At 48.5% G+C, this 13,627-nt stretch carries 10 protein-coding genes and 1 riboswitch; of the genes, 3 read left to right on the forward strand and 7 right to left on the reverse strand.

Features of this window, described 5'->3' with window-relative positions; all coding sequences use genetic code 11:
• Positions 1 to 147: 147 nt before the first annotated feature.
• Positions 148 to 1,098, reverse strand: coding sequence for an iron-hydroxamate ABC transporter substrate-binding protein (locus M662_RS01440; protein WP_026578866.1), 951 nt, complete (start codon positions 1,096 to 1,098; stop codon positions 148 to 150).
• A gap of 157 nt (positions 1,099 to 1,255) precedes the next feature.
• Here M662_RS01440 and M662_RS01445 point away from each other — a divergent pair, with 157 nt between their 5' ends.
• The 3 genes from M662_RS01445 to M662_RS01455 are packed head-to-tail and all read left to right on the forward strand — an operon-like array spanning position 1,256 to position 4,300.
• On the forward strand, positions 1,256 to 2,296 hold the full coding sequence (locus M662_RS01445; protein ID WP_008634880.1) for a FecCD family ABC transporter permease: 1,041 nt from the start codon (positions 1,256 to 1,258) through the stop codon (positions 2,294 to 2,296).
• A complete protein-coding gene (locus M662_RS01450) occupies positions 2,296 to 3,300 on the forward strand; it encodes a FecCD family ABC transporter permease (protein ID WP_008634879.1) in 1,005 nt (334 codons plus the stop codon). The genes M662_RS01445 and M662_RS01450 overlap by 1 nt, the downstream gene beginning before the upstream one ends.
• 19 nt (positions 3,301 to 3,319) lie before the next feature.
• Positions 3,320 to 4,300, forward strand: a complete 981-nt coding sequence (locus tag M662_RS01455) for an NAD(P)/FAD-dependent oxidoreductase (RefSeq protein ID WP_008634878.1) — start codon at positions 3,320 to 3,322, stop codon at positions 4,298 to 4,300.
• Positions 4,301 to 4,340: 40 nt separating this feature from the next.
• Here the strand turns inward: M662_RS01455 and metH are convergent, their stop codons facing one another.
• From metH to glsA, 6 genes are all read right to left on the reverse strand, one after another.
• Complete coding sequence (gene metH, locus M662_RS01460) at positions 4,341 to 7,796, reverse strand: methionine synthase (RefSeq protein WP_026578867.1); 3,456 nt, start codon at positions 7,794 to 7,796, stop codon at positions 4,341 to 4,343.
• Positions 7,777 to 9,636, reverse strand: a complete 1,860-nt coding sequence (locus M662_RS01465; protein WP_008634868.1) for a bifunctional homocysteine S-methyltransferase/methylenetetrahydrofolate reductase — start codon at positions 9,634 to 9,636, stop codon at positions 7,777 to 7,779. The genes metH and M662_RS01465 overlap by 20 nt, the downstream gene beginning before the upstream one ends.
• On the reverse strand, positions 9,623 to 10,819 hold the full coding sequence (gene metC, locus M662_RS01470) for a cystathionine beta-lyase (RefSeq protein ID WP_008634866.1): 1,197 nt from the start codon (positions 10,817 to 10,819) through the stop codon (positions 9,623 to 9,625). Before metC ends, M662_RS01465 begins: the two co-directional genes overlap by 14 nt.
• A complete protein-coding gene (locus M662_RS01475) occupies positions 10,816 to 11,934 on the reverse strand; it encodes a methionine biosynthesis PLP-dependent protein (protein ID WP_026578868.1) in 1,119 nt (372 codons plus the stop codon). The genes metC and M662_RS01475 overlap by 4 nt, the downstream gene beginning before the upstream one ends.
• A gap of 84 nt (positions 11,935 to 12,018) precedes the next feature.
• Positions 12,019 to 12,129, reverse strand: a riboswitch (SAM riboswitch).
• 86 nt (positions 12,130 to 12,215) lie between these two features.
• On the reverse strand, positions 12,216 to 12,662 hold the full coding sequence (locus tag M662_RS01480) for a DUF4385 domain-containing protein (RefSeq protein ID WP_026578869.1): 447 nt from the start codon (positions 12,660 to 12,662) through the stop codon (positions 12,216 to 12,218).
• Positions 12,652 to 13,623, reverse strand: a complete 972-nt coding sequence (gene glsA / locus M662_RS01485) for a glutaminase A (protein ID WP_026578870.1) — start codon at positions 13,621 to 13,623, stop codon at positions 12,652 to 12,654. The genes M662_RS01480 and glsA overlap by 11 nt, the downstream gene beginning before the upstream one ends.
• Positions 13,624 to 13,627 lie beyond the last annotated feature (4 nt).

Below are 13,627 nucleotides of genomic sequence, written 5' to 3' on the forward strand. Positions count from 1 at the left end.
TCCTGCACAATATTAGAATCTTTTACAAAATAACCTCAGAAAAGACAAAAGGTGGTTCATTGTGCCTAATGTTTCCGGGTTAAGAATATACCTTACAGGATGAAAAAGAAAAAAGGTGGAGCTTCTAACAGCTCCACCTTTTACTGGTTATTTACTTAGTGTATTCACTACTTTATCAATAGTCATTTCGTGAGCGATAACACCGTCAATCGTCCAATGACTTGGTTCATTCATAAGGTAAACTTGGGCGCTCTTTGCAGCAGGGGTGTTCTGCCAGACGGAACTGTTCTCTAGGATTTCCAGCCCTGGTTCTCCTTCTGCTCCGATCAAGAAAACATGGTCAGCGTCCATTTGTCCGAGTTTCTCCAGGGAAATCGGATTCCATTGCTCTTCTCCTTCTGGTAAATTCTTTATGAATTCAGGCTGAGTGATACCCATGTCTTCGTACATAATTTCCGCCGCATACCGGGTATTATCGAAGACATAGAATTGCTCACCTGTCGTCCAAACAAAAGCAACGGATTCGCCGCCGATGCTGTTTTTAAGTGAAGATTTGGCATCTTCTACTTTTTGATCGAAGTCATTAAGTACCTTCTCCGCTTCCTCTTTCTTATCAAGAATTTCTCCGATTGCTGTTAACTGGGCACGCCAGTCCGCATTCGTTTCTTCCTCCATCACATAGGTAGGAGCAATATTGTTGTAGTCGTCATAGCTCCCGTTCTGGAGTGCGGATGGGGAACTGAAGATGATGAGGTCCGGATTCTGCTCAATAGTCTGTTCAATCGGAAGATCCCAACCGATTTTAGGTATGTCTTTTAATTCAGGCTGTAAGTAGTCGAGTACGGAATCTCCAATAGACCATTGAGCCACAGGCTGTTCACCAAGAGCTACTAAGGAATCTTCCAAATATGGTGCCAGGATACGTTCCGGGTTTTCAGGAATCGTCGTTTCCCCCATCGCATGAGTCATGGTACGTTCTTTTGCTTCCTGTTCCGAATCCTTCTCTGCATTCTCTGTGTCACTATTACAAGCGGTTACAATAATCAGCACAAATAACAGACTGATCATGACAAGCCATTTATTTCGTCTCACGTTCATTCGTCCTCCTAAAAAAGTATTCATGCGATAATGATAATCATTTTCAAATAAAGTGTCAATGTGGTGATGCTTGAATCCTCAACTATTTGCCTATATACTTGGTTTGATGATAATGATTCTCAATAATAGAGTTTACATAGAGAGAAGGTAGAATGCCGTGGAGGAGAAGGGGCGAAAAAGAAAAGAATTAGAAGGGTTGCGCACTCATTATGGGAGCGCTGCGATCTGTATCGCCGTCGGACTATTATTATTAGTATTTTCGGCTTTCGCATCTGTCATTTCAGGTGTGACAGATATCGGATGGAAGACGGTATGGGCGGCGGTCACCGACTTCGATCCTACCCTTACCAGCCATCAGGTGATAAGAGAGCTGCGACTGCCGAGAACGACAGCGGCAGCCTTAGTCGGAGCATTTCTTGCCGTTTCCGGGGCAGTGATGCAGGGGTTGACGAGAAATCCGCTTGCATCCCCGTCTATCATGGGGGTTTCTCATGGAGCGGCGTTTGCGCTTATTCTTGCTCTTGTATTTTTCCCTGGTATCACTAATTTGGGACTGACCGCTGCTTCCTTTATCGGTGCCGGTTTAGGTGTTGTTCTCGTGTTCCTTGTAGGATCTCTGTCCAAGGGAGGTTTGACACCGGTTAAACTTGCCTTAGCCGGCGTTGCCGTCGGTGGGATGCTCAGCTCGTTATCCTCTGCGCTGTCTCTGCATTTCCAAGTGGCAAAACAGATGAGCTTCTGGTACGGAGGCGGTTTGGCTGCAACGAATTGGACGTCCGTTCAAATTCTTGCAGTCGCAGGGGCATTCGGCTTAATTCTGGCACTTCTCCTCTCCCGCGCCGTGACAATTCTCAGTCTTGGAGAAGAGGTATCTAAAGGTCTCGGCCAAAATGTATGGGTCGCTAAGACGCTCGGTGTCATCGTTGTGTTTGTCCTCACAGGAGCTGCCGTCTCTGTGGCTGGAACGGTCGGCTTTATAGGTCTTATCATTCCTCATATCACTCGATATTTTGTCGGTTCGGACTACCGTCTGATCATCCCTGTATCCGCTGTCTTCGGAGCTCTGCTGCTCGTCGTGTCAGACATAGGGGCAAGGCTTGTTAATGCTCCGTTTGAGACTCCGGTCGGGGCCATTACTGCCTGCATCGGAGTTCCTTTCTTTCTCTACCTTGCCCGCGGTGAAGGGAGAGGAATGTAATGAAAAAAAAGCGATATGTAATCATCATGGCCGTGTTGGTCATCGGTCTTTTGGCCGCGATGGCCGTCAGTTTGAATACAGGTGTAGTGACGATTGCTCCTCTTGATGTACTAGAGACACTGCTTGGCAACGGTACCGATCGCCAGCAGCTGGTTCTGTTTGACTTCCGTCTGCCGGGAATGGTGCTTGCACTTGTAATAGGTGCAGGTCTCGGTATTTCCGGTGCTGTCCTGCAAGGGGTCACTAGGAATGATCTTGCTGATCCAGGCGTGTTGGGAATCAATACCGGAGCGGGTTTTGCTGTCATTCTCTACATTTATTTCTTCCAGAAATCAATGACGTCCGTCGGTGGACTCGGAATCTATATCCTGCCGGTGTTCGCACTGCTCGGAGCATTCGTGGCTGCTGGACTCGTTTATATGCTTGCTTGGAAGAAAGGGGTCAACCCCGTCCGTTTGCTGCTTGTCGGAATCGGTGTTAATGCGGGATTTAGTGCAGCACTTGTCATTTTCCAGGTGAAGATGAACCCGCAGGACTTCAATCAAGCCCTCGTCTGGCTTGCAGGGGATATATGGATGGGGAACTGGGAAATGGTCCTCGCTGTTGCTCCTGTCCTTGTCGTGGTTGCAGCATACGCCGTTTATAAGTCTACGACGCTGAATGTCCTGAGCCTCGGCGATCAAATGTCGATCGGACTTGGTGCAATGGTGGAAAGAGAGAGACGTAAATTGCTGTTCGCTGCAGTAGGGCTTGCTGGTCTGAGCGTAGCCGCGGGCGGAGGGATTGCTTTTCTTGGTCTCGTAGCGCCGCACATAGCAAGAAGGATCGTCGGTCCAAGGCATGAACACATGCTGCCGGCTGCTGGTCTGATCGGTGCTTTGCTTCTGGTCCTTGCCGATACAATTGGAAAGAATATCATCGCACCCGCAGAAATTCCTGTCGGGATTGTCGTATCCATTGTCAGTACCCCTTATTTCATTTATTTACTTATGAAAACAGAGTAACGGAGAAGGAGTGACCATCATGGCAGAAATGTTTGACGTGACGATCGTAGGAGGAGGAACGACTGGTTTGTATGCTGCATTCTACAGCGGGATGCGGGGTTTAAAGACAAAAGTGATGGAATACCAGCCGGATGTTGGAGGTAAGGTTTCCTTCTTTTATCCAGAGAAAAAGATATATGATGTCGGCGGTTTTCCGGGAGTGACCGGGGAGAATCTCGTAGCCAACGTTCAGGCACAGGCAGAAAGTGTGAAACCGAAAATAGTGACAGGAGTAAAAGTGACGAGTATCGATGCGCTCTCCGATGGTACTTACGTTTTGAAGGAAGAAGGGGGAGGGGAGCATTATTCCCGAACCATTCTTATTGCTGCAGGAATGGGAACATTTGAAATGCAGCCGCTTCAAGTACCTGGAGCAGAGAAATATGCGGATACTTGTATTCATTACACGATTCAACACTTAGAGCGATATGCCGGAAAGAGCGTAGCGGTCGTTTCCGAAAACCGAGTGGGGGTTGATTGGGCACTTGCTCTGGAAAATTGTGCAGAAGAGGTACATTTGATAAATGCCGGTGATAAGTTCAAAGCTGTTTACGAAGGGGATGTTGAGAAACTAGAGGCATCGAGTATACATGTCCACTACCATCAGTCACTGGAACGTCTTCATGGAGAAGATAAGCTTTCTCACATTACTTTACGTGATGGGGAGAAGATCAAGGTCGATCATCTACTCGTATATGAAGGGTTGCAAATTGATAAGAGTTTATATGAACAGTGGGGGATCACAACCGAGAAAGGAAGGATTCCTGTGGGAACGGATATGTGTACAAATAGGGAGGGAATATATGTCGCCGGTGATGCAGCTATTTATCCTAACAAAACAATGCTGATTGCATCGGGATTCAATGAAGCAATGGCTGCTGTCAACAGTGCTGCCATGTATTTGGATCCGAAGGCTAAATCACAGGTTTACAGTACGGTTATATACAAACATACCCAATGAAAAATCCCGCAGCAAAGAAAGCTGCGGGATTTAATTATTTTTAATGGACGTTGAAATAACGCGCTTCCGGATGGGCGAAAACCATTGCCGTAACCGAAGCTTCCGGCTCCATCATGCATTCTTCGGTCAACTCGATTCCGATTTCCTCCGGTTGAATCAGCTTGAATAATTTACGCTGATCCTCCAGTTCCGGACAAGCAGGATAGCCGAAAGAGAAGCGCTGCCCTTGGTATTTAGCCGAGAAGCGTTCCTGCATGGTGAAGTCTGTAGGATCGGGAAATCCCCACTTATCACGCATCAGTTGGTGCACCTGTTCGGCGAGTCCTTCCGCCGTTTCCAGGGCGAGTGCCTGCACGGCATGACTCTCCAAGTATTTCCCTTCATCTTTCAATGCGGCTGCCCGCTTACGAATGCCTTTACCTGCTGTTACAGCGAAAAAGCCGACATAGTCCATTTCCCCGCTCGATACTGGTCTTAAATAGTCAGCCAGACACAGGTATGGTGCTTTCTCCTGGCGGGGGAAGGAGAAGCGTTCAATGATACGTCCTGGATTCTCCGGGTCGTAAATCAGGACATCGTCCCCGTCCGATTGCGCTGGGAAGAATTTATACATGGCGGCGGGCTGGACCCAGGCTTCCGCTTTCGCTTTTGAAAGCAGGCCGTCGACCACGCTCTTTAAGTGGAGGGCTTTCTCATTTTTCTCTTCGATTAGTTTCGAGAACCTTCCTTTTAATCCAAGGTGGTGGCCGATCAGCATCTGCATATTTATATAAGGCTCAATATGTGCTACTGGATGATTCCTTATGATGTGCTTGTTGAAATCATGCGGGTGATAGATTGGAACCGATGAGGAAACCGTCGACTTAGGTTTTGTTGCTACCGCTGTTGCCGTGTTTCCCTGCGCCTGTGCCTCGGCTGCTTTGGATAGGGCAGCGGCCTGTTTCTGCGCATGATCGTCAAGAAACGGAAGTCGTTTTTTCTCATCACTCAACTGGTTGGAAATGGACAATCCGTCCATGGCGTCTTTGGCATACAAGACGGGCCCTTCATACTCCGGTGATATCTTCGTATGGGTGAATTTCCGTGAAAGTGCAGCCCCGCCAACAAGTATAGGAAGAGAAATGTTCTGCTGCTTCAAGTCCTGAGCCGTTAACACCATCTGCTGAGCCGACTTGACCAACAATCCGGATAAACCGATGATCGTCGGCTGTTCCCGCTTGATCTGCTCAATCAGTTCGACTGGAGTGACTTTAATACCCAGGTCGACTACTTCAAACCCATTGTTGCTCAATATGATCTCTACCAAGTTCTTGCCGATGTCGTGCACGTCTCCTTTTACGGTGGCGAGCAGCACTTTTCCTTTCTTGTTGGAGGAGTCCCCCTTCTCCATATGAGGCTCGAGGAAAGCGACAGATGCCTTCATGACTTCTGCACTCTGCAGCACTTCCGCGACGATCAGTTGGTTATCATTAAAGAGGCGGCCTACTTCCGCCATTCCTTCCATCAAAGGCCCGTTAATTACATCCAGAGGCGTTGGATATTCAGCGAGTGCCAATTCCAGGTCTGGAATTAATCCCTCTTTCGTTCCTTCTACGACATAGTGCGCGAGTCGTTCTGCTAATGTCATCGTCGATGTCGGTACTTTATTTTCTTTTTTCTTCCCGCGGTAGAAGGCTGTGAATGCGGCGAGAGTCTGCTCGTTCGTCTGATAGAGAAGCTCATCTGCAAGTTTGATTTCCGCCTCATTGATGGAAGCGAACCTTTCCAGCTTTTCGGTATTCACGATCGCGTAATCCAGTCCTGCTTTTGTACAGTGGTATAAATAAACCGCGTTTAGGACTTCTCTTCCGACAGGAGGCAGACCGAAGGAGACATTACTTACGCCAAGGACGGTCTGACAAAGGGGTAGTTGTTCTTTGATCAGTCGTATGCCTTCTATGGTTGCCTCGGCAGAACCGATGTATTGTTCATCTCCTGTACCGACAGGGAAGACGAGCGGGTCGAAAATGATGTCGCGCGGATCGATGGCATACTCTTTTACGAGGATGTCGTGCGAACGCTTAGCGATTTCCAGTTTTCTCTCCGCTGTAACAGCCATTCCGACTTCATCGATCGTTCCGACTACGAGAGCTGCACCGTACTGTTTGACAAGTGGGAGTACTTCTTTAAAGCGTTCTTCTCCGTCCTCCAGGTTGATTGAATTAATGATGACTTTCCCTTGGGAATATTTCAGTGCTTTTTCAATAACTTTAACATCGGTGGAGTCGATGACGAGTGGTACCTTTACTTTATTGACGACTTCCTTCATGAAGGCTTCCATATCTGTCACTTCATCGCGGTCCGGATCTGCGAGACAGATGTCGATGACCTGGGCACCTTTCTTAACCTGGGCACGGGCGATCTCGGACGCTTCTTCGAATTTTCCTTCTGCAATCAAACGTTTGAACTTACGGGAGCCGATAACGTTCGTCCGTTCTCCGACCAAGATGGGACGGTCGGCAGGGTCGTCATAAATCATCGGCTCTATTCCAGAGACGGCGTGCGGATGGGAATCCTTTCGTTCTCTCGGTTGATACGGTCGTACGGCATCGGCAATGGCCCGGATATGGTCCGGGGTTGTTCCGCAGCATCCGCCGACAAGGTTCAGCCAGCCTTTTTCGGCGAAACCAGCGACCTTTTGGGCGAGTGATTCAGGCGTTTCGTGATAATTCCCTTCTTCATCGGGAAGCCCTGCATTCGGATAACAGCTTACCGCAGACGTAGCAAGATCAGACAGAGACCGCAGATGATCACGCATGAATTCCGGACCGGTCGCACAATTGAGTCCGACGACGACAGGGTTCATATGCTCAAGGGAGAGATAAAATGCCTCGATGCTCTGCCCGGCAAGGGTGGTTCCCATCGGTTCAATCGTTCCGGAAATCAGAAGAGGAAGCTTCGTATTCGTAGCTTCACTTGCTTTCGTTATACCGACGAATGCGGCTTTGACGTTGAGCATATCCTGAGACGTTTCTAAAAGCAGGAGGTCGACGCCGCCTTTGATAAGTCCTCGCGCCTGCTCCTCATATCCTTTGGCAAGCGCATCGAAAGTAGTGCCTCCCGTGACGGAGAGTGTCTTCGTCGTGGGTCCCATTGCGCCTGCAACAAATCGGGGACTGGTTTCCGATGAGAAGCGGTCGACAGCTTTCCTCGCAATTTTTGCGGCGGCGATATTTATTTCTTCAGCCAGATGCCCCAGATCATACTCATCAAGAACGAGGTCAGTCGCTCCGAAAGTGTTCGTCTCGATGATATCGGCACCAGCCTCCAAGTATTGGGTGTGAATCTTCTCCAACAGATCAGGGTACGTCAAATTCAAGTATTCATTGCAGCCCTCGTAGGCCTCTCCGCCAAAGTCTTCTGCGGATAAATCAGCATCTTGAATCATTGTGCCCATGGCTCCATCAAGAATCAGGATGCGTTTCTCCAGCTGTCGTTCAAACCAAGTGGATGCCATCAGTAACCTTCCTTTCCCGTTGTGCGGTCTTTTCTTTAATGTAATTCGTTAATTCTACAGTCATTTCGTAGCGCAGAAATGGAGTAATTAAATAAATGCCGTTAAACAAATCCATAGCGGTGTCTATTAATGATTTTGCAATGCTGATGCCTTCGGCCTGAGCTTGTGTTTTGTCAGTTCCTGCTTGTTCCATTCTCGCAAGAATTTCAGGAGAAAGCTGAATTCCAGGAACTTCATTATGGAGGAATTCTGCATTCCGTGCGCTTGTTAACGGCATGATACCGATGTAGATGGGAGCTTCAATATGTTTCGTTGCTTCGTAAACCTCTACGATCTGCTCATGATTGAATACAGGCTGGCTGATGAAGTAGTCTGCACCGTATTTCATTTTCTTTTCCATTCTTCCGACTGCCCTGTTCAAGTTCCGTACGTTCGGGTTGAAGGCTGCAGCGACAGAGAAGGAAGTACGTTCGCCCAGTGATTTTCCGGAAAAGGAGATCCCTTTGTTGAGCTGCTTGATGTAATGGATCAAGTCGAAGGACGATAAATCATAGACCGATGTTGCACCAGGGAAATCGCCGATTTTCGTAGGATCGCCTGTCACAGCAAGCAACTGCTGAATGCCGAGCGTATGCAGACCCATTAAGTGGGACTGGAGGCCGATCAGGTTCCGGTCCCGGCAGGCGATATGGACGAGCGGATCAACGCCGTACTTGGTTTTGATAATCGATGCCATCGTATCATTGCTGATCCTCGGTGATGCAAGGGAATTGTCAGCAAGCGTAATGGAGTCAACACCCGCATCCTGAAGCGCTTTTGCTCCTTCAAGGAACTTATCCGTGTTCAGTTTCTTAGGAGGATCGAGCTCGACAATGATGGACCTTCCTCTTTTGGCGCGTTCATGTAAATGCTCCAAGTTCTTTTCCGGTGAGGACAAGGATACACCGTTCCCTTGTTTAACAGGAACTTCCTTCTTTCGAATCGGCTCTTTCCCTTTTACTGCAGCTGCAATCGCCTCGATATGTTCAGGGGTTGTTCCGCAGCACCCTCCGATCAAACGGGCTCCTTGTTGGTAGAGGGACTTTGCGCTTTTCTCAAAGTAATTCGGATCGGTCGCATAGACCAATCTTCCATCCTGGAAAGCAGGGAGACTAGCGTTCGGGTAGGCGGACAGGACGGCCTTATCGGGAAGGGGAACGTCTTCCAAAGATTGAATCATGTGATAAGGACCGAGGCGGCAGTTCACCCCGATAATGTCAGCTCCCTGCTGTTCTAATTGCTGAAGGGCGTCGGATAAGGAGGTGCCTTCTTGGAGAACGCCGGCTTCATGCATGGACACCTGCGCAATAATAGGCAGATCGGTTTCTTTTCGTGCAATCTCCAGCACTGCCTTCAACTCTTCCAAGTCGTAATACGTCTCCAGGAGAAGGCCGTCCACTTCTTCAAACAATAAACAATAAAGCTGTTCGCGGAAGCTGCGTTTGATTTCTTCCAGGCTGAAGCTCTGCTTCTGGACACCGCGTATGCCGCCGATCGTTCCGACCACATAGGTTCCTTCATGAGCCGCTTGTTTTGCAAGTCGTACGGCAGCAGTGTTAATCTCTTTTACTTGTTCCTGCAGCCCGTAGCGTGTCAGTTTAATATAGTTTGCTCCATAGGTATTTGTCTGAATAACATCTGCACCGGCATTCACATAGGCGCGGTGAACGTTTAGAACTTCTTCAGAATGAGAGAGGTTCAGTTCTTCGAAGCAGCGATCAATACCATAGGAGTAGAGGAGGGTGCCCATAGCACCATCACCGATCAATGTTTTGTTCTGTAATGCTTCACGTAAGTTCATGGCTCGGCCTCCCATTCGTAGTAAATGCATATGGTTGAATCTGTTTGAGTGCTTGATAGAAATCAGTCAGCAGCTCTTCCGGGTTTTCCAATCCGACGGATAGGCGGAGCAGTCCATCGGTGATGCCGCGCTTTTCCCGTTCTGCTTTCGGCATGGCAGCATGAGACATGCGTGCAGGATAGGAGAGAATTGATTCTACTGCTCCGAGACTCACCGCAAAGACAGGGATTTGTACCGCTTTGGTGAATTGTCGGACCGCATCTTCATCTCTTAATCGAAAAGAAAGTACCGCTCCCGCACCATCCGCTTGGTAGGAGTGGGTGGAACTGCCCGGATGACAGGAGAACCCTGGATAGTACACTTCTTCAATCAACGGATGCTTCTGCAGCTGCTCTGCAATTAGTTCCGCCGAGCGGGAAGACTGGGTGAGTCGTGTGTGCAGCGTCTTAAGGCCGCGAAGCACGAGCCAACAATCGTGTGCGCCCAAGATCGATCCGAATGAATTCTGCAAAAATCCTAAACGTTCAGCAATTTCAGGGCAGCCGGTAACAGCGAGACCAGCTACGACGTCACTGTGGCCTGCAATAAATTTTGTAGCGCTGTGAAGGACAAGATCGGCACCTAATTCTAACGGCCGCTGGAGGGCCGGTGTCATGAAGGTGTTGTCTACAAACGTCCAACATTCATTGGCTTTTGCGAGCTTCGTTACCGCCTGTATATCAGTGATCTTTAAGGTGGGATTGGATGGTGTCTCAATATAAAGAACCTTCGTGTTCGGTTGGATGGCTCGTGCCACTGCATCCAAGTCTGTCATATCGACAAATGTGTGATCGATCCCAAATCGATCGAGCACGTTGGTGACCATGCGGAACGTACCCCCGTACACATCTTCTGTAATGACGATGTGATCCCCTTGCGATAAAAGCATGAAAGAGGTGGAAATAGCGGCCATGCCGGATGCGAAGGCGAAGCCGTGGGTGCCGCTCTCCAGCCCGGCGATCGTGTCTTCCAAGGCTTTTCGTGTCGGATTGCCGGAACGACTGTAATCATAGTCGCCCGGTTGATCGAAATCCTGCTGGTGGAACGTGGATGCTTGGTTAATTGGAACACTGACGGCACCTGTCTGCGGATCAAATTTATAATCGCTGTGCAGTAGACGGGTTTGAATGGAATGGTCGGTCATTGTACAATCTCCTCCTTCAGTAAGCTGCTCAAGGTCTGTTCCAAATCTTCCAGTAAATCATCGATGTGCTCAATTCCTACAGAGAACCGAAGCAGACGGTTGCATACTCCGTATCCCGTGCGGATTTCTTCCGGTATATCCGCATGCGTTTGTGTAGCCGGATACGTAATAAAGCTTTCAACCCCCCCGAGACTTTCTGCAAAACATATCAAGTTCAGGCTGCGCAGAAACGGGTCGATCCACTGCTCATGCTGCAGACGGAAAGAAATCATTCCGCCTCGCCCCGGATAGAAGACGTCTGTTACCGCAGGGTGCTCTTTTAAATAATCCACAACGGCTTTCGCGTTTGTTTCATGCTGCCTCATTCGCAGCGGAAGGGTCTTCATTCCGCGCATAAGCAGCCACGAATCAAGTGGGGAAAGGACGGCGCCGGATGTATTCTGATGGAACTCCAGCGTTTCGTTGACCTGTTTTCCTTTACTGACAAGAATACCTGCAAGTACGTCGTTGTGACCCGCAAGATATTTGGTTGCGCTGTGGATGACGACATCCGCCCCTTCTTCCAGCGGTTTTTGCAGGACGGGAGTATAGAGCGTGTTATCGACAAGCAAAAGCAGGTCGTGTGCTTTTGCCAGTTTAGATACCTCTCGGATATCTGTTGTATGCATTAGTGGATTTGTCGGTGTTTCAATGTAAATGGCTTTGGTCTGATCGTTGATGTAAGCAGTCAAATTATCCAGCTCTTTGCTGTCACAGTAGTGGAAATTCAGGCCGTAGCGTTCTTTCATATGCTCGAAGAGTCGGTATGTCCCGCCGTATAGATCTTCTGAAACGATAATTTCGTCCCCTTGCTTAAATAGAGAAAGGGCCGTTTGGATGGCAGCCATTCCGGAACTGAAGGCGAACCCGGCTTCGCCGCCTTCGATATCAGCAATGGACTTCTCCAGAGCCTGCCTGGTCGGGTTTCCTGTCCGGGTATAATCGAAGCCTGTGGATTCCCCTAAGCCGGGATGACGGTATGCGGTAGAGAAATAAACAGGGGGATTTATCGCGCCTGTGGGCTCTTCTTTCTGGTTTCCAGTTTGGACGAATTTAGTATCAGTGTGCGGACACATGTGAACATTCCTCATTTCTAGTAATCTTGTATATAAATAAAAAAAGCCTTCTTAGATAAGAAGACTTTGACGTTTCCGTTCTTCTTCTTATCTTCCAAGTTGAATAGACAACTTGCTGGAGTTAGCACCTTTCTGGTTAGACCAGGGGTTGCTGAGGCTTCACAGGGCCAGTCCCTCTGCCTCTCTTGATAAGAGATTCAATTGTATAAATGTAAATGTTGTTGACTACTTTACACTACTCAGAAACTTTTGACAATATACCTTGTAGAAATTTTTTACTTTTATCCGTATTTTTCTTGGTGTCTCTTTTTTTGCTTCAGATACTCTTCATCTTCACGCACCAGCTTCCATTTTTCTTCAAAGATGCGTGCCGATTCCGCTTTTTCTTCATCGATCTGCCGTTCGTTCACCTTACCGTCATCGCCGTACTTTTTTCCGCCTTTATAATTGGCGTATCGTCTGGAGCGTGTGTATCCCATCTGGAGGAATTTACGGGCCATATCCATACCTACAATATCTTCTGCTTTCTTATATTCAAGGAATTGCTCATATATCTTCTCGGAAGATTCTTTAGCAATTTCCGGTGTTTTGAATCGCCAATTCGGCAGGATCTCACTCTTGTAAGGCTCGACAAGGAGGACCCCCTGCTCTCCTTTACCGACCCGGTACTTTTCCGGGTTTTCTTTGAAATTGATATGGTCGAAATCAAGATCGTAGTCAAACGCCATTATGTTCCTCCTCTGCATCTGTATTTTCCACCCCGAACATATTTAAGCCGAGATCTTTGGACAATTTTTTGATTAAGGCTCCGCCGGCTGTGCTGTTCCCCTTCTTATCAATGGCAGGCCCGACGACACCGATTCCCATCCGGCCGGGGACGGAACCGATGATGCTGCCGGATACACCGCTTTTGCAGGGGAACCCTGCTTCTACTGCATAGTGGCCGGATGAATTGTACATGCCGGAAGTCATCATGATCGCCTTCACAGTCCGAAGATGGTGGGGTGGGATCAGCCGCTCTCCGCTTGCGGGGTCTTCGCCGCCTTTTGCCAGAAAGAGTCCTACCTTCGCGAAGTCTGTACAGCACATCATGACTGCATTCATTCGGAAGTAAAGGTCGAGTGCTTCTTCTACATCTGTCACGAGTGTCCCGTTGCTTTGCATAAAGTATGCGAGAGATCGGTTTCTTGCTCCGTTTCCTATTTCTGCTTCGTAGACTTCTTCACTCATCTCCAGCTGATCATTACTTGTGATGCGGCGAAGGAAAGTAAGGTACCGGTCGAAGCGGGTTTCCGTATTCTGCCCCTTAATGAGAGAGGCGACAGCAATAGCTCCTGCGTTGATCATTGGATTAAACGGTTTGTGGGTCACATGTGATTCCAGTTGACTGATCGAGTTGAAGAAATCACCCATCGGTTCCATTCCTACGGTTTGGAAGACGCGGTCTTTCCCGAAATCCTGGAGGGCAAGCATGAGGCCGATGATTTTGGAAGTGCTCTGCATAGGAATGTGCTGATTGTCTCCACCGGCGGAATAGGACTCCCCGTGTGTTGTGAGGATGGAAACACTTAAGTGATCTTTGATTGTTTCATCGAAATGAGGAATGGTCATATTGACATTTCCATGGGAAGCGTACGGTTTGCTGTCTTCGATTGCTTCCTCTAAGTATTGATTGGTCAACTTCTTCATAGTT

This window comes from Bacillus sp. SB49 (assembly GCF_000469135.2).
Lineage (GTDB): Bacteria > Bacillota > Bacilli > Bacillales > Halobacillaceae > Halobacillus.

What these genes read in the sequence shown, in the direction of transcription:
- glsA (WP_026578870.1), bottom strand. Translation starts at nt 13,623, where the DNA reads ATGAAGAAGTTGACCAATCAATACTTAGAGGAAGCAATCGAAGACAGC.
- M662_RS01465 (WP_008634868.1), bottom strand. Translation starts at nt 9,636, where the DNA reads ATGAACTTACGTGAAGCATTACAGAACAAAACATTGATCGGTGATGGT.
- M662_RS01475 (WP_026578868.1), bottom strand. Translation starts at nt 11,934, where the DNA reads ATGTGTCCGCACACTGATACTAAATTCGTCCAAACTGGAAACCAGAAA.
- M662_RS01455 (WP_008634878.1), top strand. Translation starts at nt 3,320, where the DNA reads ATGGCAGAAATGTTTGACGTGACGATCGTAGGAGGAGGAACGACTGGT.
- metC (WP_008634866.1), bottom strand. Translation starts at nt 10,819, where the DNA reads ATGACCGACCATTCCATTCAAACCCGTCTACTGCACAGCGATTATAAA.
- metH (WP_026578867.1), bottom strand. Translation starts at nt 7,796, where the DNA reads ATGGCATCCACTTGGTTTGAACGACAGCTGGAGAAACGCATCCTGATT.
- M662_RS01450 (WP_008634879.1), top strand. Translation starts at nt 2,296, where the DNA reads ATGAAAAAAAAGCGATATGTAATCATCATGGCCGTGTTGGTCATCGGT.
- M662_RS01480 (WP_026578869.1), bottom strand. Translation starts at nt 12,662, where the DNA reads ATGGCGTTTGACTACGATCTTGATTTCGACCATATCAATTTCAAAGAA.
- M662_RS01440 (WP_026578866.1), bottom strand. Translation starts at nt 1,098, where the DNA reads ATGAACGTGAGACGAAATAAATGGCTTGTCATGATCAGTCTGTTATTT.